The following is an 18,017-nucleotide window of genomic DNA, read 5'->3' as shown; positions in this document are numbered from 1 at the left end:
TCAGGCGCTCAACCGTTTCAGCCTCTCGGCCGGCATGATCGGATAGACCTCGCCATTCGAGCGCACCGCAAACATCGGTATGCCGTCGATGTCGATCTCCTCGCCATGCTCGATCAACTCGTACATCACCGGCCGCGCGACAAGCGCTTCCAGCCGGCCGCGCACCAGCACGTAGGGCTTCAGCCCGCCGGTCTCGTCCTCGTCGACGAAACGCAAGGGATGTTCCGGACCTGCCTCGACGACGTCGCCGACGTTGGTGCGGAAGGTGATCACCTGCTGGTCGTCGTTGCCCATCACGTTCATTTCCACGGCAAGGAAGGGCGCGTCGACGACCCGGATGCCGACCTTTTCCACCGGTGTGACCAGGTAGGTCTTGCCGTCGGCATCTTTCCTGAGAACGGTCGAAAAGAGCTGTACCAGCGGCATGCGGCCGATCGGCGTACCCAGATAAAACCAGGTGCCGTCCTGCCTGATCTCCATGTCGAGATCGCCGCAGAAGTCGGGATTCCAGCGCTCGACCGGCGGCAATCCCTTGCCTGCGCGGGCGGCGCGCGCGATCAGCGCCTCCAGCCCGGCCGTGTCTCCAGCGCCGGTCAAGCTGTCTTTGGTACTATCCGCATCATCGGCCATGGTCACGAAATAGTCACTGTTGTTCCGCTTGTCAGCCTAGTTGAGTGATTTAAGTTCGGCTATGCGCCGTATGGTGCGAGTCGTGGCGCCGGAGATTGCCGGCAGCCTACCTACGATCGAAGGATGATGCCCGCATGAGCATAGCGATCAAGGAAAAGCCCCTCAGCGAGAAAGAGATGATCGCCGAAGCCGAACGGGCGCTGGCCGACATCTCGAAAATCCGCGATGGCGTCGGCCAGGTGATTTTCGGCCAGGAAAGCGTCGTCGAGCGCACGCTGGTGGCGCTGCTTGCCGGCGGCCACGCGCTGCTGGTCGGCGTTCCCGGCCTCGCCAAGACCAAGCTCGTGGAGACGCTGGGCATTGTGCTCGGCCTCGACGCTCGTCGCATCCAGTTCACGCCAGACCTGATGCCCTCCGATATCCTCGGCTCCGAGGTGATGGAGCAGGACGAACTGGGCAAACGCTCGTTCCGCTTCATAGAGGGACCGATCTTCGCGCAACTTTTGATGGCCGATGAGATCAACCGCGCCAGCCCGCGCACCCAGTCGGCGCTCCTGCAGTCGATGCAGGAGTATCACGTGACGGTCGCCGGCGCCCGCCACGACCTGCCGGCTCCCTTCCACGTGCTCGCCACCCAGAACCCGCTGGAGCAGGAAGGCACCTATCCGCTGCCGGAAGCCCAGCTCGACCGCTTCCTGATGCAGATCGACATCCTCTATCCGGAACTGGAGGCCGAGCGCCGCATCCTGCTCGAAACTACCGGCACCGAGGACGCCAAGGCGCAGAACGTGCTCAATCCGGAGCGGCTGCGCGAAGTCCAGCACCTGATCCGCCGCATGCCAGTGCCGGAAAGCGTCGTCGAGGCGATCCTCAACCTGGTGCGTTCGGCGCGCCCCGGGCAGGGCAACGCTGACACCGACAAGCACGTCGCCTGGGGTCCCGGCCCGCGCGCCAGCCAGGCGCTGACGCTCTGCGCCCGCGCCCGCGCCCTCTACGACGGGCGCCTGGCCCCGTCTATCGACGATGTCCATGCATTGGCCGAACCGGTACTGCAGCACCGCATGGCCCTCACCTTCGCGGCGCGGGCCGAGGGCATGAGCGTGCGCGACGTCGTCGCCAAGTTGGTCAAGGCGCAAGGCTGACCATGGCGGTGCGGAAAAGGCTCTGATGGCGAGGATCGGCGAGGCGGCAGGACCGGTTGCGACACGCGACGCGCTCGCCCGGGCGCGATTGCGCGCCTCGCTGGTGCCTGACCTGCTGGTCGAGGCCCGCCGGGTCGTCACCACCGTCATTTCCGGCTGGCATGGCCGCCGCAAGCGCGGCATCGGCGAAAATTTCTGGCAGTTCCGCCCCTACGTCGAGGGCGAGACCATGTCGCGTATCGACTGGCGCCGCTCCGCCCGCGACGACCATGTTTATGTCCGCGACCAGGAGTGGGAAGCCGCCCATACCGTCTGGCTATGGGCCGATCCGTCGCCGTCGATGCTCTACAAGTCGGAGGGCGCCAACGTATCCAAGGAATCGCGCGCGCTGGTCATTGTCCTGGCTCTGGCCGAGCTCCTGTCGCGCAGCGGCGAGCGTATCGCCTGGCCTGGCCTCACCGATCCGATCACGGCCCGCAACGGCGCCGAGCGGCTCGCGGCGCATCTCTCTCATGCGACGACGCTGTCCGCCAAGCCCGATCTGTCGAACATCCGCCGCTTCTCCGACATCGTTATCGCCAGCGATTTCCTCGACCCTGTCGAGGAAACGATGGAATGGCTCGACGTGCTGTCGCGCCATGGCGTTCGTGCCCATCTGATCGAGGTGGTCGATCCGGCGGAGGAGAGCTTTCCCTACACCGGCCGCACCGAATTCAGCGATCCCGAGACCGGCAGCAAGCTGACTGCCGGCCGCGCCGAACTGCTCGGCCAGGATTACCGCAACCTCTACACCGCCCGGCGCCACGAACTCGCCGCCTGGGCCAAGCGCCTCGGCTGGAGCTACACGGTCAACCACACTGACCGGCTGGCTTCCGACGCGTTGGTCAGGGTCCACATGGCGATGACCGCCGAGGCGCATTATGCCGCCGCGGGAGCCGCACGATGAGCTGGCTGCCATTCACCTTCGGCTTCCCGGCCATCCTTTGGGGGCTTCTGGCGCTGCCGGTGATCTGGTGGCTGCTCAGGCTGACGCCACCGAAACCGCAGACCGAAGTGTTTCCGCCGCTGAAGATCCTCGCCCGCGTGCTGAAGAAGGAGGAGACGCCGCACCAAAGCCCGTGGTGGTTGACGCTGCTGCGGCTGTTGATGGCGGCGCTGGTGGTGCTGGCGCTGGCCGAACCGGTTTTCAATCCGCGCGAGCAGCTTCCGGCCAGCGGTTCGGCACTGGCTCTCGTCGTCGACAATGGCTGGGCGAGCGCCCCTGACTGGGATCGACGCGTGGCCACCGCCGAACGGCTGATCGACGATGCCAATTCCAAGGGCGTGCCGGTGGTGCTTGCCTTCACCGCCGAGAAGCCGAATGCCGAGATCGGGCCGTTCGATGCCGCCGCCGCCCGCGACCGCCTGCGCGCGGCGCAACCGCGCCCGGTGCCGGTCGATCGCACCGCGATCTACGCGCGCGTCGCCGCCGAACTGCGCAATCTCCCCGGCGCCGGCGTTGCCGTACTGGCTGACGGCCTCGCCGCTGAAGGCGACCAGCAGGCCTTCGCCACGCTGCTCGGCCAAAATGCGGCAAGCGTCGTCTGGGCAGTGCCCGATCGCCTCGATGTCGCCGGGCTGACCGCGGCCGAGAACGAGGTCGACGGCTTTGCCATTTCCGCCATCCGCGCCGCCAACCCGGCGCCCGCCCAGGTCACCGCCGGCGCCTTCGACGACAAGGGCCGCCGCATCGCCGACGCGACGCTGACCTTCGGTCCCAACGAGACGGCGGCGACCGGCACGATGACCGTGCCGTTCGAGATGCGCAACGATTTCGCCTCGATCGCGCTCGACGACCAGCCGCAGGCGTCCGCGGTGCGGGTGCTCGACGAAAGCGCCAAGCGCCGCCGCGTCGGGCTTCTGTCGCAGGCCGAGGCCGACCAGGCGCAGCCGCTGCTGTCGCCGCTCTATTACATCCGCCGGGCGCTGGAGCCGTTTGCCGATCTGATCGAGCCGCCGAGCCCGGATCTCGCCGAGGCGATCCCGCAGCTTATCGAGCAGAAGCCGGCGATGATCGTCATGGCCGATGTCGGCACCATTCCGGATAGCGCACGCACCCAACTCGTCGACTGGGTCAAGAATGGCGGCACACTGGTGCGCTTCGCCGGCACGCGATTGATCTCGGCCGGCAACGACGAGGAGTTGCTGCCGGTCAGACTGCGCCTCGGCGAACGCTCGCTCGGCGGTGCCCTGTCGTGGACGACACCGCAGGCGGTCACCGAATTCCCGGCCGCCGGCCCGTTTGCCGACCTGACGCCACCGTCTGAAGTCACGGTATCGCGCCAGGTCCTGGCCGAGCCGACCCCGGACATCGTCGAGCGCACCTGGGCAAGTCTCGCCGACGGCACGCCCCTCGTCACCGGTGCGCGGCGCGACAAGGGAACGATCGTGCTTTTCCACATCACGCCGGCCGCGACATGGTCGAACCTGCCGATCTCCGGCACCTTCGTCGAGATGCTGCGCCGCATTGTTCAGCTGTCTCGCAATCAGGGTGCTGCCGCCGCCAATCAGGAGGGCGCCACGGCTTCGTTGGCACCCTATCGGATGATCGGCGCCGATGGCCGCCTGGTGCCGCCGGCGCCGGATACCAAGCCGCTTCTGACCGGACGCGGCGACCCGCCGGTGACCATCGAGAACCCGCCGGGCCTCTATGGGGCCGAAGAGGGCGTCGTCGCCCACAACCTCTTGCAGCAGGACGCGACCTTTGCGCCGCTGGTGCGGCCTGAAACAACGGCTCCGGTGACCAATGTGCGCTATGCCTTCGACGAATCCCGCGATCTCAAGGGCCCGCTCGTGGCAATCGCAATTGCCCTGATGGTGCTCGATACGCTGGCCGTGTTCTGGATGGGCGGCATGTTCGCCCGCCGTCCGCGTAAGGTCGCGCGGGCTGGAAGTGCCGCCGCCATTGTCCTTCTGGCCGCGACCGCGCTGCTGGCGTTTGCACCGCATGCCGACGCGCAGGACCAGAAGCCCGGCGACGCCGACGCCGTAAACGCCATCTCCGTTACCCACCTTGCCTACGTGCTGACCGGCGACGCGTCAGTGGATTCGGTGAGCCGCGCCGGCCTTGCCGGCCTCACCCGCTTCCTGGTCGAGAAGACGGCACTCGAACCCGGCGAACCGGCCGGCGTCGACATTTCCCGCGACGAACTCGCTTTTTACCCCCTGCTCTACTGGCCGATCGATCCCAACGCCCCGATGCCGTCGGAAGCAGCCATCGCCCGCATCGACGCCTATATGAAGGAAGGCGGCAGCGTGCTGTTCGACACCCGCGACCAGTTTGCCACCGGCATCGATGCCGGATCGGCGAGCCCGGCGACGCTCAGGCTGCGCGAAATCCTGGCGAACCTCAACGTTCCCGCGCTTGAGCCGGTGCCGGAAGACCACGTGCTGACCAAGTCCTTCTTCATCCTTCCGGAATTTCCCGGCCGCTTCAACGGCAGCCCGCTGTGGGTCGAGGCCTCTCTCGACGCCTCCAACGTCGACAATCGTCCCGTGCGTACCGGCGACGGCGTGACGCCGATCATGATCACCGCCAACGATTTCGCCGGCGCCTGGGCGGTCGACGAGAACGGCGACGCATTGCTGCCGACGGTACCGGCGGACCCGATGCAACGGGTCTATGCCTACCGGGCCGGCGTCAACATCGTGATGTACATGCTGACAGGCAACTACAAGTCCGACCAGGTGCACGTGCCGGTGCTGCTCGAACGGCTGGGGCAGTGAGATGAACTGGTCAATCGGACTCGAACCGCTCCTGTCATGGCCGCTGCTGGCAGCAGTGCTGGTGCCGGTGCTCTTGATGGCGCTGGCCGGGCTGTGGTTCCGCCAGCGCGGCGCCCTGTTCCGTTTTGCTGCGCTCGTCGCACTTGCCGCCGCCCTGTTCAATCCGGTGATGCGTGACGAAGAGCGTGAGCCGCTGAAGAGCGTCGTCGCGCTTGTCGTCGACCGCAGCCAGAGCCAGGAGATCGCCGGCCGCGCCGACGAGACGACGCGCGCAGTCGCCGGCCTGCAGGAAAGGCTGGCGCGCTTCAAGCAGTTCGACGTGCGCGTCGTCGAAGCCGGCAAGTCGGATGCCGCCGACGAGCGTGCTGAAACCCGCCTCTTCAGCGCGCTGGAAAGCGCCTTCCGCGATGTGCCGCCGTCGCGTGTCGCCGGCTCGATCATGGTCACCGACGGCCAGGTCCACGACGTTCCGGCCAACATTTCCGGCCTGTCCGGACCGCTGCACGCGCTGGTCACCGGCGACGAAGGCGAGCAGGACCGCCGCATCCGCTTCGAACGGGCGCCACGTTTCGGCATTGTCGGCAAGCCACTGGAATTGACCTACCGTGTCATCGGCACGGAAGGCGAAACCGGCTCGGTCGATGTGCGCGTCTCCATCAACGGCGAGCAGCAGACGATCGAGCGCGCCACCATCGGCCAGGAGATGCCGCTCGACATCATCATTCCCGGCGCCGGGCGCAACATCGTCGAACTGGCGATCGACGCGGCTCCCGGCGAACTCACCGAGACGAACAACCGCGCCATCGCGCTGATCGACGGCATCCGCGAAAACCTGCGCGTGCTTCTGGTTTCCGGCGAACCGCATGCTGGCGAGCGCACCTGGCGCAATCTGCTGAAATCCGACGCCTCGGTCGACCTGGTGCATTTCACCATCCTGCGGCCGCCGGAGAAGCAGGACGGCACGCCGATCAACGAACTGTCACTGATCGCTTTCCCCACAAGAGAACTCTTCGTGGAGAAAATAAACGATTTCGACCTGATCATCTTCGATCGCTACCAGCACCGCGACGTGCTGCCGATCCTCTACTACGACTACATCGCCGAATATGTCGAAAAGGGCGGCGCGCTGCTGATCGCCGCCGGGCCTGAATATGCCGGCGAGCAGTCGATCGCCCGCACGCCGCTGATTGCCGCCCTGCCCGGCCTGCCATCCGGCGAGATCGTCGAGCAGGGTTTTTACCCGCGTCTCACCGATACCGGCAAACGCCACCCGGTCACCCGCGGCCTCGAAGGCTCGGCGACCGAGCCGCCGCATTGGAGCCGCTGGTTCCGGCTGATCGGCATCGACCAGCCGGAAGGCGAAATCGTCATGAGCGGCCCCGACAACAAGCCGCTGCTGGTTCTGAACCGCAAGGGCGAAGGCCGCGTCGGCATGTTCCTGTCCGACCAGGGCTGGCTGTGGGCGCGCGGCTTCGAAGGCGGCGGCCCGCATGTCGCGCTCTACCGCCGCATCGCGCACTGGCTGATGAAGGAGCCCGAACTCGAGGAAGAGCGGCTGACCGCCGCCGGTCGCGGCATGACGCTCGACATCCGCCGCCAGACCATGCGCGACGATCCCGGCCCGGCGCAGGTCATCACACCGTCCGGCAAGACGCTCAATGTTACCATGACGGCGGAATCGCCCGGCGTCTTCACCGGCAGCGCCGAGACGGACGAGATCGGCCTCTACCAGATCGGCAATGGCGACCTGAAGGCGCTGGCCCATGTGGGGCCGATCAACGCGCCTGAATTCGCCGACACCGTCTCGACCACCGAGGTGCTGCGCCCGGTCGCCGAGGAGAGCGGCGGCAGCGTCCGCCGGTTGGCCGGCCTCACCGGCATCAGCCTGCCCGGCATCGTGCCGGTGCGCTCGGCCGGCGACGCCTCCGGCCGCGACTGGATCGGCCTTCGCACGACCAACGACAGCATTCTGAAATCGGTACGCCGCGTGCCGCTGTTCGCCGGCTTCTTCGGCCTGGCGCTGCTGCTGCTCGCACTCGGCTCGATGTGGTACCGCGAGGGGCGGTAGGAACAGTGGTTCCAGCCAGATTTTCTGGCCAGCTCAGGCCTCCGCCAGCGCGGCAAGCTTGAGGCGCTCGCCTTCCGTCGCCAGATCCTCGTGGTCGACCATGCCCGTGAGCTTTGCCACCGCGCCGGTCTCGAATTCGACGGCGAGCAGCCGGTCGAGGTCAACCGGGCGCGGCATCGACATCTGCCCGCGCGGGATGCGCTTGAAGCCGAGCGGACCGTAATACGGCTCGTCGCCGACCAGTATGACCGCCGGGGCACCGGCTTTATGCGCAGCCTCCAGTGCCATACGCACGAGCTTGCGGCCAATGCCGACATTCATGTAGTCGGGCCGCACCGCCAGCGGCCCGAGCATGAGCCCCCTGCCCTTGCCCGCCGCGATGCGTGTCATCTTCACCGATGCGATCACCACGCCGCCATAGGTCGCCACGAACGACAGCGCGCGTTCACACGGTCCGCCCTCGCGGATCTTGTAGGCGGCGCGCGTGAAACGTCCCGGCCCGAAGGCCTCTTCGTTGATGTGGTCGATTTCTGGATCGTGCGCCGGGGTTTCCGGCAGGTAGATGACGTCGGCAGCGTTCATGATCTTTGCATCCGGTGCGAAGAGGAAGGGTCTTCTCGCCGCGCACAGCGCGGCTGTATCGCCAGTCAGCGCTTACGCGCGGGCGCCCATTCGTCGTCGGTCGAACCGGGGTGCAAGGAACGTCGTCATCGGACGTCCCCGCTATCATCAAATTTTGCGTGCGGCAATCGGCGATTTTTCACGCCGGCGCAAAGTTTGCGCCACGTTGACGGTCTGTCGTGATCCAGGCGATTGGGCAATCCGGCCGAAGCACCTAGATTCGTCCTTCAAAGAAGGAGATTCCGATGGGATTGCTTGTCGACGGCGTCTGGCACGACCAGTGGTACGATACGAAGAAGAGTGGCGGAAAATTCGTGCGGGCCGAATCCGGCTTCCGCGACTGGATCACCCGTGACGGCAAACCGGCGGAAGGCCGTTCGCGCGGCTTCAAGGCCGAGCCCGGCCGCTATCACCTCTACGTGTCGCTCGCCTGTCCGTGGGCGCACCGCACGCTGATCTACCGCAAGCTGAAGAAGCTCGAAGACCTGATCTCGGTATCGGTCGTGCACCATTTCCTGGGTCAGGACGGCTGGACCTTTCTCGCCGAGGATGGCGGCACCGGCGACCATCTCTATGGCCTCGATTTCCTGCGTGACATCTACCTGAAGGCCGATCCGCATTATTCAGGCCGGGTGACGGTGCCGGTCCTCTGGGACAAGCAGCAAGAGACCATGGTCTCCAACGAATCCGCCGAGATCATCCGCATGTTCAACACGGCCTTCGATGAATGGGGCGATGCTTCGGTCGATTTCTACCCCGAGCCGTTGCGCGACGAGATCGACCGGCTGAACGCGAAGATCTATCCGGCGGTCAACAACGGCGTCTACCGCGCAGGCTTCGCCACCACGCAGGAAGCCTATGAGGAGGGCTTCCGGGACGTCTTCGCCGTTCTCGACGAGTTGGAGCAGATCCTCTCGCGCAACCGCTACCTGACCGGCGACCGGATCACCGAGGCCGACTGGCGGCTGTTCACCACGCTTTTGCGTTTCGATCCCGTCTATTTCGGCCACTTCAAATGCAACCTGCGCCGCATCGCCGACTATCCGAACCTGTCGAATTACCTGCGCGACCTCTACCAGGTGCCAGGCGTTGTCGAAACGGTCGATATCCCGCACATCAAGAAGCACTATTATGGTAGCCACGAGACCATCAATCCGACGCGCATCGTACCGGTCGGGCCGGATGTGGATTATTCCGCCCCACACAATCGCGACCGGCTCAGAAAGGCAGCCTGAAGCCGCCTACCAGTATGGCGAGACAGCCTCGCCGCCGAACACCTCCGCCAACCGGCGTCGTGTGGCTGGCGTTGTTTCTTGTGGCAGGCGGTCGAGCGGAAAGAACGCCGCCTCGGCGATCTCGCGGTCGCGGATTCGAGGCGCCGTCTGCCGGAATGCGGTGATCAGGTAGAACGCGACGTGGTCGCGGCCGGAGGCCAGCCGGTTGGCGTGAATTGAGCGAAGCTCCGGCGGGCCGGAAAATTCGATGTTGCCTTCTTCGGAAAGTTCGCGCTCCAGCGCTTCCAGCATCGTTTCGCCGAATTCGACGCCGCCGCCCGGCAACTGCCAGCCGGGCACATAAGTGTGGCGGATGAGAAAGACCGTATTCGCCGCCTTGTCGTGAACCAGTCCCCGCACGCCCAGCGTCATCGGCCGGCGAAGCAGGAAATAGAGATGGAAAAGCCGCGCCCGCAGCCCCGGCCAGCCAGTCTGGCGGAAGCGCCCTTCGTCGCTCGAGTCGCTCATGCGGCCATTGGCCGTTGGCAAGCCGATACGCCGTGCCTTAGAAGGAGATTATGTTCAGGCTCGCGCATCTTTCCGACGTTCATCTGGGACCGCTTCCCGATGTAGCCTATCGCGATCTCGTCTCCAAGCGGATCACCGGCTACGTCAACTGGCATCGCAACCGCCGCCAGTTCCTGCACGACAGCGTGATCGACGCGATCATCGGCGACATGAAGGCGGCGGCGCCCGACCACGTCGCGGTGACCGGCGACCTCGTCAACCTGGCGCTCGACATCGAGATCGACATGGCCAGGCAATGGCTGGAACTGCTCGGCAATCCGCACGACGTGTCCGTTGTGCCGGGAAACCACGACGCCTACGTGCCTGGCGCGTTCGACAAGGTGTGCCGTGCCTGGGGCAACTGGATGACCAGCGATGGCGGTAGCCCGCCGCGCGACCGCGAAGCCTTCCCCTATCTGCGCATCAGGGAAAACATCGCGCTGATCGGTGTCACCTCGGCCCGCGCAACGGCTCCCTTCATGGCAACCGGCTATTTCCGCGAAGGCCAGCGGCGCAGGCTCGCCAAGCTCCTCGATGAGACGGGCGCGAAAAATCTGTTCCGCGTCGTCATGATCCATCATCCGCCGATCCGGAGCGCTGTCGGCGCCCACAAGCGACTTTTCGGCATCGGGCGCTTCCAGAAGACGGTGCTGCGTCATGGAGCCGAACTCGTGCTGCACGGGCACTCGCACATGCCGAGCCTGTACACCATCGACGGAAAGGACGGCCGGGTGCCGGTGGTCGGCGTGTCGGCAGCCGGCCAGGCGCCAGGTGGCTCGCGGCCCGCGGCACAATGGAACCAGCTCGATATTTCAGGCGAGAAAGGCAACTGGACGCTTCGCCTGGCGCGTCGCGGCCTGACCGGGGCCTCGATGCCGCCGGTCGAGCTCTCCTCCATGGATCTGCTCGGGGAAACGGCGGTCATGCCCGTTGTCGAGCCGCTGCCGCTTTAAAGGCTGATGCCCAACTCCGCCAGCTTGCCCCAGAGCAGAGCGGCTATCATCATCAGGATCAGCCCGACCACGCCGCCGACAAAGACCAGGCCGAGGCCCGACCAGAAGGCTCGCCAGCGGCCGGACCGAGTGCCCTCATCGATCCTGATTTCCGGCAACGCACCCGTCGTTTCAGCCGGATGGGCCACAGCCTCGCTCACAAGCGCCGGCGCGACATCGCCTTCCATCATACGCTGGCGTTCGACGATACGCTCGGCAACGTAACGCGTCACCTGGTCGGCAACCGGCTTCATCTCGCTCGATTCGGCCAGCACCACGCGGCCAAGCCTCGTATCGCGCAGGAAGCGGTAAGTGCGACGGTCGCGCCCCATGGAAACATGGCTCACCGCGTCGATCCACAGCCGCGGCTGCAGGCCGGACGAGATGGCGAAGTCGAACCATTCATTGTCGGTTGGAACGTCGGCGAACACCGGCGCCAGTTCGGCGGCCAGCAGTTCGAGCCGCATGCGCTGTGCTTCACGCATGTCGACCACGACATCCTCGCGGTCCGCGGCCGCGTTCCTTACGTCGCGGATCGCCTCGGAAAGCTTGCGTCGCTTGTCTGCCGTCGCCGCGGTTTCACTTGCGTCACTCATCAGCCTCGGCTCCATCCGGCGGGCGATTGACTCAAACCCTTATGGCCTTGTTAAGGAAGAATTAACATAACAAGCCAGCCAATGCACTGAAAACCGGCGTTTCCGCGGCGAGCAGCGGAGCGATTCAGCGCATCGTGCGGCGGATGATTTCGGTCACCAGTTCCGGCTTTTCTTCCGGCAGCATGTGGCCGGCACCGGCGATCCGGTGCAACCCGAACAGTGGAGGTAGGCCGTTCGCCTGGTGAACCGGCAGCACGCCGTCGAGCAAGCCCCATGCGACCGACACGGGCATCGGCAAGCCGGCCAGCTTTTCACGGGCAATGATGCCCTGCCTTTCATCGTGGGTGATCGATGCGGCGATCTCGACCAGCTTTTCGGTTTGTCCGGCCCGGCGGCGCATCTCCACCAGTGTCCGCACGGTCTCTTCCGGTACCGGGTTCGGCCAGCCGATCATCGATTCCAGGCAGGTGCGGACTTCAGCCTCGCTTATTGCCGCGGCATAGCGGCGGAGCAACCTGCCGTTTATCTCTTCGCCGAAGCCGCCCGGCGCCAACAAGGCGAGAGAGGCAATGCGAGAAGGTTCGGCCAGCGCCATCAGCGCGGCGATCGCCCCGCCCATCGAATGGCCGGCGAGATGAAAGCGTTCGATGCCGCGTTGGGTGAGGTCCGCCAGGATGGCGCGTACGGCGATTTTGGCCGGCCCGGCTTCCGGCCAGCCCAGTGACCCGCCGTGGCCAGGGAGATCATAGGCTAGCACCCGAGCGTTCGTGGCGAGTGTTTCTTGCACCGGCCGCCACAGACCGTGGCAGCCGCCGAACCCGTGCAGCAGCACGATCGTTTGCGGACCTCGGCCGCTTTGCAAAGCATACAAGGATTGATTCAAGAAGCGTCCCCACCGAAAGATTCGAACCTGTCGGAGAGGCTTCCATGAAAGCGGCGGCGGGTAAACCGCCCTTGTCGGCGAGCTCGTGCGGATCGGGGGCGGCGCGGCGGTCATCCGCCCGCTTCCCACGGGCGGAACACGCGTCTAGATTTGAGAAGAAAACGCGGTCATCGGGCAAGAGACGTCCCCCTAGGGAGCAAAAACATGCATGAAAACATTGAAACAATCTGGTCGGGCGTTGTCGATGAAGCAGAGAGGGAAACGGGTGTCGATTGCGGGCGCTTCAGGCGGGCAAAATTTCATGTGAGCGACGGTGTTCGTTCAACGGAGAACATTCCCGTGCAGAATCCGGACTTCATGAGCATTCCAGGCCTCGAAGACAAACCATGGTGGAATATCGAAGATTTTGACCCCGTCATGCAGGACTTCGTGAAGCGGATGGAAGTCCTGTTTGGGGAGTATCAGGCAGAATTCGAAAACAACATGAATTCGGTGACATTTGGCGAGGGAGCAGCCACCTTCTATTACGGTGCAAATGAGGGATGGAAAATTTTCCTGTTCTACGGCAACGAGGCCGAGGAAGTACCCGGTGCTTCCAAGGTGTTTCCGAAAATCGCCGCCCTTTTGCGTGAAATGCGTGACGCGAACTATATCGCCAAATCCCACTTTTCGGTCCTGAAGGCGGGAGGGTCAATCCGCGTTCATTGCGGAGGTGTAAACCACAAGCTTCGATTGCATTACGGCTTGAGGGTTCCGGATGGCGACATCGCCATGAAAGTTGGCGGCGATACGCGTCGCTGGGAAAATGGCAAGGTTCTGCTTTTTGACGATACCTTTCCCCATGAGGTCTGGAACAACACCCCTCACGATCGCTACATCCTCCATTGCCGCATACAGCATCCCGGTTTGTCCGCCGATGAAAGACGCATGAGCTACGTATTGGAATCCAAGCTGTCCAGAGCCCTGGAGCGAAACAAATCAGGCCGATGATATAACGCCGCCTTTTGGATCGGCATTTCGCTCTAACTTGTTGATTTTAACTTCCGCTGCCCAGCCCGGCCGCACGTAAGTCGGCGACAAATCTGTCGGTGAAATCGGCGGGATACTTGGCCTTCACGAAGGTAGCGCGTGGATCGGCGGCGAAGCTGGCATAGTTGGCGGCGATCTCGTCGGCCAGTTGTCGCGAAGCAGCGCTATCTCCGGCTTCGAAGGCGACAACCAGGCGCGCCGCGAGATACTGCGGCCGCTTGGTCGTGGCGAGCGCGTCGACCGCGCGCGCCGCACCGGATTTGTCGTTGAGCATGTACTGGCCGAGGAACAGGCCGAAGTCCCACCAGCTGGGGTGTGCGCTCGACAGTTCAACGGCGCGTCTCATCACCGGCACGCCGTTGACGTAGTCGCCGGAGAAGATCAACGCATAGGCGTAGGCCGCCGCCATGCTGAGGTCGAACGTGTTGAGCTCGTAGGCCTTTTGCATCCAGTGGATGGATTCTTCCGACGTGCCCGTCCGCGAATTCAGGAAGCCATAGGCACGGTGCGCGTAGGGGCTGGTCGCCCCCATCAGCACGGCACGGCGGGCAAGATCCAGCGCCTCCGCCTCGGTCACGCCTTTCGGATAGTCGTAGCCGTCGGTCACCGCCTTGAGGTGCAGCGCCGCCAGCTCGGAATATACGAGCGGCGACTTGGCGCCTGCCTTCATCAGCGTCTCGAAGCATTTGGACGCTGCGAGGTGGTTTTCGGCCGTTTGACTGAGGTAATAATCGTCGTTGAGCAGGAGGCAGTTCGTCAGGCCCGACTGCAGGGCGTTCTGTTCGATATGTGCATAGAGGATGCCCGAAACCGGTATCGATGCGCTCAGCATCGTCGCCACCCGGTCCTCCAGCGATGCCGCGATCTCATCGGCCGAAAGCGTCCGTGACAGCAGAATCTTGCCGCTGGCCGTGTGTTGGAGTTCAACGACGACCGCCCCGGGATCGACCCCGGCCGAGATCGCGAAAAAGAAATCCAGCTTTCCGGGCGATTGCCCGCCCGCCGTCCTGTCGTTGGCGATGAAGGAGACCGTGTCGAAACCGGAAAGCGCTCGGCGCAGCACCGACGCCACCCGTGCGGTGTTCTGGTCCTCCGATGCGTTCCGGATGTGGACGGTCGGCAAGGCTTCCGCCGCTATGCGGGCGCCGTCAGCACCGCCAGCCGGTGCCTGGCCAGTAGCTGCGGTGATCAGATCGCCAACAGCAGCCGTTTCCGGCATGACGGTCCGGTACATGACGAAGCCAAGCATGGCAATGACGACGGCGATCGCCGCCCAGAACAGCCGCAGTTGGCGGACTAACTGGGCTCCCGGCGGCGGCGGGCGATGCCTGCTCAAGCCGCTGGGCAGCACCAGCGGGTGACCGCCGATCGCCCCGGCCACGCCGAAGCTCTGTGGCGGCGTGGCGCCGGCCTTATCCTCCGGGGCGGTCTTCGGCTGAATTTTCTCGCCGAATTCGTACGCCGGCACATAGGTGCCGCGCGGAATAACGATGCGGACGGGATCGCTTGCGCCTTCGGTAGCGAAATATTGAGACAGCAATTCGCGCAGGCGTCCGGCTTGCACCCGCACCACGGCGTCTGTCGCCGAATCGAAATCGGCATCCTTGCCGAAGACATCCATCGCGATCGAAAAGCCCTTCAGCCTCTCGGCTTCACCGGCCTGTTCCCGTTCAACGAGATAGCGGATGAGTTTGCGCGCTCGCTCAGACCGTCCGAAGGTCTCGCTGGCGAGCAGTCGCTCGAGTGTTTCGCGCACTGCGGGGGCGGCAGGCGTATTTTGTTGCAAGCTTCGGACCTTTCGATACGAGCTGGACCCGATCATATCGGGTCTGTTCCGGCACACAAGGAAATGTGGCGCGATACGAACAAAAACCCGCCCGCGTTTTGGCGCGGGCGGGTGGCTTTCAGCTGAATTTACTTAGCAGTCTTCAAACTTCTATTGCAAGATGCGGTTTGCGGCTGACACAACCGCTTCCAGCGACGCGGCGACGATATTGGTGTTGATGCCGGCTCCGAAGATTCTGCCGGCCGGGTGCTCGACTTCCATGTAGCTGATCGCGGCGGCGTTCGATCCCTGCTGGAGCGAATGTTCCGAATAGTCGAGAACCGACAGCTGAACGCCGACATGACGCGACAGCGCATCGACGAAACCGTCTATCGGTCCGGTCCCGGAACCGCTGATCGTCGTTTCGATGCCGCGGTCCAGAATGGTCGCTTCGACGATACGCAACCCCTTCCTTTCCGTATCCGGATAGGTGTGGTGGTCGAGAAACTTCAGCCGCCCGTCCGGCTGGTCGATATAGACGTCAAGAAACCGGTCGTAGATGCGCTTGGCTGGCACTTCCTTGCCTTCGGCATCGGTGATCGACTGGATGTCGCGGCTGAATTCGATCTGCAGGTTGCGCGGCAGGTTCAAACCGTAATCGGCCTGCAGCACATAGGCGATGCCACCCTTGCCGGATTGCGAGTTGATGCGGATGATCGCTTCGTAGGAACGGCCGACATCCTGCGGGTCGATCGGCAGGTACGGCACTTCCCAGAACGGCGTGTTGGCCTGCCGGATCGCCTTCATGCCCTTGTTGATGGCATCCTGGTGCGAACCCGAGAACGCCGTGTAGACCAGTTCGCCGACATAAGGATGGCGTTCCGGTATCCGCAATTGGTTGGAATATTCGTAGACATCCTTCATCCGCGGGATGTTCGAGCAGTCGAGTGCCGGATCGACGCCCTGCGTGTACATGTTGAGCGCCAGCGTGACGATGTCGACATTGCCGGTGCGCTCGCCATTGCCAAACAAGGTGCCCTCGACCCGGTCGGCGCCGGCCATCAGGCCGAGTTCGGTCGCCGCGATGCCGGTGCCACGGTCATTATGCGGGTGCAGCGACACAATGATGTTCTCGCGGTTGTCGAGCTGCCGGCACATCCACTCGATCTGGTCGGCATAGATATTCGGCGTCGACATCTCGACGGTCGCCGGCAGGTTGATGATCAGCTTGTTGTCGGGCGACGGCTTCACGATCTCGGTGACGGCGTTGCAGATTTCCAGCGCCACTTCGAGTTCGGTGCCGGTGAAGCTCTCGGGCGAATACTGGAAGCGGTAGCCGCCGCCGGCCTTGGCTGCCATGTCGGTGATCATCTTGGCCGCGTCGGTGGCGATCTGCTTGATGCCTCCGACATCCTTTTCGAACACCACGCGGCGCTGCAATTCGCTGGTTGAATTGTAGAAATGCACGATCGGGTTTGTCGCACCTTCGAGCGACTCGAAGGTGCGCGTGATCAGTTCAGGCCGGCATTGCACCAGGACCTGCAGCGATACGTCGGCAGGCACGTTGCCCTCCTCGATGCACCAGCGGGCGAAATCGAAGTCGGTCTGAGAAGCTGACGGGAAACCGACCTCGATCTCCTTGAAACCCATGTCGAGCAGCAACTGGAACATGCGCGCCTTTCGATCGTGCCCCATCGGGTCGATCAGCGCCTGGTTGCCGTCGCGCAGGTCGACGGAACACCATATCGGCGCCTTCTCGATGCGCTTCGAAGGCCAGGTCCGGTCGGTGAGGCCGATAGCCGGATAGGGCTGGTACTTGACGGCGGCGTCAGGCATGCCGCCCGCACCGCGAATTTCTGCTCTCTGGTTCATCGTCTCGTCTCCAGGGCGGCTTGCCGGGCAATCTGCCACTGCGCAAGCAGCGCCATTATACAAGGTTCATTCAGCGAATGTGACTGGCAAGGAGCATTGGCCCGTGCGGCACGATCGACCGCCGGGTGCTCCTTCAGCGAGCCCGGCGATCGCCGATAAGGCCGAGAAGCAGGAGAGCCGACGAGAGCGCGCGCAAGGTTTCGCCCGCGAAAGCGGACGGACGGGAGACGATGGTGGTCTGGCGCGGTTGCATGGGCGGAGGTCTACAAGAGAGCCGCATCCGGCGCAAGGGGGGTGCCAGCGCGCCGATGACGGCTTTAGCGAATGGCATTGAAGGCGATCGCGGATCGCTGATAGAACCCGCGCTGCAACCGGCAGGCGGAACACAATGAAGGCCAACACGGGCGAGGCGATACGCCTGCGTCGCGATCTCAAGGCGCCAACGAAGAGGCCAAACTGGCCGAAAGCCGTTGTCGTGCGCACGCTGCAGCCGGCTGACGCGACGTCGATCCACGCATTGCTGAACCTTGGCGCCGCGGAATATGGCGGCGAAGCCACAGGCTTTGATGACTGGTGGGCTTCGCTTTCCACCAACCCGGAATTCGACCCCGCGCTTTGCTTCCTTGCCGTGGATGAAGACCAAAAAATACTGGGCGTCGCCCAGTGCTGGACCAGCGCCTACCTGAAGGACCTTGCGGTTCATCCGGAGGCGCGCCGACGTGGTGTTGGCGAAAACCTGCTCTGGCATGTATTTCAGGTTTTCCGCCAGCGCGGCGCGTCCCATGTCGACCTGAAGGTCGTCGCCGACAACCTCACCGCTCGAAGACTTTACGATCGCGTCGGGATGGTCGCGGTGGCTTTCGACGGCTAGCT

At 64.2% G+C, this 18,017-nt stretch carries 15 protein-coding genes; 8 read left to right on the top strand and 7 right to left on the bottom strand.

Annotated elements, in window-relative coordinates:
- Complete coding sequence (locus OHD58_RS18280; RefSeq protein WP_263804939.1) at nt 1-630, bottom strand: DUF1285 domain-containing protein; 630 nt, start codon at nt 628-630, stop codon at nt 1-3.
- A 134-nt stretch (nt 631-764) separates the two neighbouring features.
- On the opposite strand from OHD58_RS18280, the gene OHD58_RS18275 reads away from it, so the two are divergent.
- From OHD58_RS18275 to OHD58_RS18260, 4 genes are read left to right on the top strand one after another with little or no spacing between them, the layout of a single operon-like run.
- Nucleotides 765-1,772 carry an AAA family ATPase gene (locus OHD58_RS18275; protein WP_263804847.1) on the top strand — a complete coding sequence of 336 codons (1,008 nt, stop codon included), beginning with the start codon at nt 765-767 and terminating at the stop codon, nt 1,770-1,772.
- A 25-nt stretch (nt 1,773-1,797) separates the two neighbouring features.
- The gene (locus tag OHD58_RS18270) at nt 1,798-2,718 is read left to right on the top strand and encodes a DUF58 domain-containing protein (RefSeq protein WP_263804846.1); all 921 of its coding nucleotides are present in this window, start codon (nt 1,798-1,800) and stop codon (nt 2,716-2,718) included.
- Nucleotides 2,715-5,537, top strand: coding sequence for a DUF4159 domain-containing protein (locus OHD58_RS18265; RefSeq protein ID WP_263804845.1), 2,823 nt, complete (start codon nt 2,715-2,717; stop codon nt 5,535-5,537). The genes OHD58_RS18270 and OHD58_RS18265 overlap by 4 nt, the downstream gene beginning before the upstream one ends.
- 1 nt (nt 5,538) lies before the next feature.
- Nucleotides 5,539-7,605 (top strand): hypothetical protein, encoded by a 2,067-nt coding sequence (locus tag OHD58_RS18260; RefSeq protein WP_263804844.1) that lies wholly within the window; start codon nt 5,539-5,541, stop codon nt 7,603-7,605.
- Between the two features lie 33 nt (nt 7,606-7,638).
- Here the strand turns inward: OHD58_RS18260 and OHD58_RS18255 are convergent, their stop codons facing one another.
- Nucleotides 7,639-8,187 (bottom strand): GNAT family N-acetyltransferase, encoded by a 549-nt coding sequence (locus OHD58_RS18255; protein WP_263804843.1) that lies wholly within the window; start codon nt 8,185-8,187, stop codon nt 7,639-7,641.
- A 284-nt stretch (nt 8,188-8,471) separates the two neighbouring features.
- Here OHD58_RS18255 and OHD58_RS18250 point away from each other — a divergent pair, with 284 nt between their 5' ends.
- A complete protein-coding gene (locus OHD58_RS18250; protein WP_263804842.1) occupies nt 8,472-9,461 on the top strand; it encodes a glutathione S-transferase family protein in 990 nt (329 codons plus the stop codon).
- 6 nt (nt 9,462-9,467) lie between these two features.
- Here the strand turns inward: OHD58_RS18250 and OHD58_RS18245 are convergent, their stop codons facing one another.
- Nucleotides 9,468-9,968, bottom strand: coding sequence for an NUDIX domain-containing protein (locus OHD58_RS18245; protein ID WP_263804841.1), 501 nt, complete (start codon nt 9,966-9,968; stop codon nt 9,468-9,470).
- Between the two features lie 50 nt (nt 9,969-10,018).
- Between OHD58_RS18245 and OHD58_RS18240 the strand changes: the two genes are divergently transcribed.
- Nucleotides 10,019-10,960 carry a metallophosphoesterase family protein gene (locus OHD58_RS18240; RefSeq protein ID WP_263804840.1) on the top strand — a complete coding sequence of 314 codons (942 nt, stop codon included), beginning with the start codon at nt 10,019-10,021 and terminating at the stop codon, nt 10,958-10,960.
- Here the strand turns inward: OHD58_RS18240 and OHD58_RS18235 are convergent.
- Together OHD58_RS18235 and OHD58_RS18230 are read right to left on the bottom strand one after the other, a co-directional pair.
- A complete protein-coding gene (locus tag OHD58_RS18235) occupies nt 10,957-11,595 on the bottom strand; it encodes a hypothetical protein (protein WP_263804839.1) in 639 nt (212 codons plus the stop codon). The two genes, OHD58_RS18240 and OHD58_RS18235, sit on opposite strands and share 4 nt — an antisense overlap.
- 124 nt (nt 11,596-11,719) lie before the next feature.
- Nucleotides 11,720-12,478 (bottom strand): alpha/beta fold hydrolase, encoded by a 759-nt coding sequence (locus tag OHD58_RS18230; protein ID WP_263804938.1) that lies wholly within the window; start codon nt 12,476-12,478, stop codon nt 11,720-11,722.
- A 204-nt stretch (nt 12,479-12,682) separates the two neighbouring features.
- Between OHD58_RS18230 and OHD58_RS18225 the strand changes: the two genes are divergently transcribed.
- A complete protein-coding gene (locus tag OHD58_RS18225) occupies nt 12,683-13,468 on the top strand; it encodes an aspartyl/asparaginyl beta-hydroxylase domain-containing protein (protein ID WP_263804838.1) in 786 nt (261 codons plus the stop codon).
- A 46-nt stretch (nt 13,469-13,514) separates the two neighbouring features.
- On the opposite strand, the gene OHD58_RS18220 is transcribed toward OHD58_RS18225, so the two are convergent.
- Together OHD58_RS18220 and leuA are read right to left on the bottom strand one after the other, a co-directional pair.
- Nucleotides 13,515-15,263, bottom strand: coding sequence for a tetratricopeptide repeat protein (locus OHD58_RS18220; RefSeq protein WP_263804837.1), 1,749 nt, complete (start codon nt 15,261-15,263; stop codon nt 13,515-13,517).
- 180 nt (nt 15,264-15,443) lie between these two features.
- On the bottom strand, nt 15,444-17,144 hold the full coding sequence (leuA, locus tag OHD58_RS18215) for a 2-isopropylmalate synthase (protein WP_263804836.1): 1,701 nt from the start codon (nt 17,142-17,144) through the stop codon (nt 15,444-15,446).
- Nucleotides 17,145-17,532: 388 nt separating this feature from the next.
- Here leuA and OHD58_RS18210 point away from each other — a divergent pair, with 388 nt between their 5' ends.
- Nucleotides 17,533-18,015 carry a GNAT family N-acetyltransferase gene (locus tag OHD58_RS18210; RefSeq protein WP_263804835.1) on the top strand — a complete coding sequence of 161 codons (483 nt, stop codon included), beginning with the start codon at nt 17,533-17,535 and terminating at the stop codon, nt 18,013-18,015.
- Nucleotides 18,016-18,017: the final 2 nt, after the last annotated feature.

The organism is Mesorhizobium sp. ZC-5 (assembly GCF_025753855.1).
Lineage (GTDB): Bacteria > Pseudomonadota > Alphaproteobacteria > Rhizobiales > Rhizobiaceae > Neomesorhizobium.
The sequence above is the reverse complement of the archived record's forward strand: the minus strand, read 5'-3'. Positions and strand labels throughout refer to the sequence as shown.

What these genes read in the sequence shown, in the direction of transcription:
- OHD58_RS18280 (WP_263804939.1), bottom strand. Translation starts at nt 630, where the DNA reads ATGGCCGATGATGCGGATAGTACCAAAGACAGCTTGACCGGCGCTGGA.
- OHD58_RS18275 (WP_263804847.1), top strand. Translation starts at nt 765, where the DNA reads ATGAGCATAGCGATCAAGGAAAAGCCCCTCAGCGAGAAAGAGATGATC.
- OHD58_RS18270 (WP_263804846.1), top strand. Translation starts at nt 1,798, where the DNA reads ATGGCGAGGATCGGCGAGGCGGCAGGACCGGTTGCGACACGCGACGCG.
- OHD58_RS18265 (WP_263804845.1), top strand. Translation starts at nt 2,715, where the DNA reads ATGAGCTGGCTGCCATTCACCTTCGGCTTCCCGGCCATCCTTTGGGGG.
- OHD58_RS18260 (WP_263804844.1), top strand. Translation starts at nt 5,539, where the DNA reads ATGAACTGGTCAATCGGACTCGAACCGCTCCTGTCATGGCCGCTGCTG.
- OHD58_RS18255 (WP_263804843.1), bottom strand. Translation starts at nt 8,187, where the DNA reads ATGAACGCTGCCGACGTCATCTACCTGCCGGAAACCCCGGCGCACGAT.
- OHD58_RS18250 (WP_263804842.1), top strand. Translation starts at nt 8,472, where the DNA reads ATGGGATTGCTTGTCGACGGCGTCTGGCACGACCAGTGGTACGATACG.
- OHD58_RS18245 (WP_263804841.1), bottom strand. Translation starts at nt 9,968, where the DNA reads ATGAGCGACTCGAGCGACGAAGGGCGCTTCCGCCAGACTGGCTGGCCG.
- OHD58_RS18240 (WP_263804840.1), top strand. Translation starts at nt 10,019, where the DNA reads ATGTTCAGGCTCGCGCATCTTTCCGACGTTCATCTGGGACCGCTTCCC.
- OHD58_RS18235 (WP_263804839.1), bottom strand. Translation starts at nt 11,595, where the DNA reads ATGAGTGACGCAAGTGAAACCGCGGCGACGGCAGACAAGCGACGCAAG.
- OHD58_RS18225 (WP_263804838.1), top strand. Translation starts at nt 12,683, where the DNA reads ATGCATGAAAACATTGAAACAATCTGGTCGGGCGTTGTCGATGAAGCA.
- leuA (WP_263804836.1), bottom strand. Translation starts at nt 17,144, where the DNA reads ATGAACCAGAGAGCAGAAATTCGCGGTGCGGGCGGCATGCCTGACGCC.
- OHD58_RS18210 (WP_263804835.1), top strand. Translation starts at nt 17,533, where the DNA reads ATGAAGGCCAACACGGGCGAGGCGATACGCCTGCGTCGCGATCTCAAG.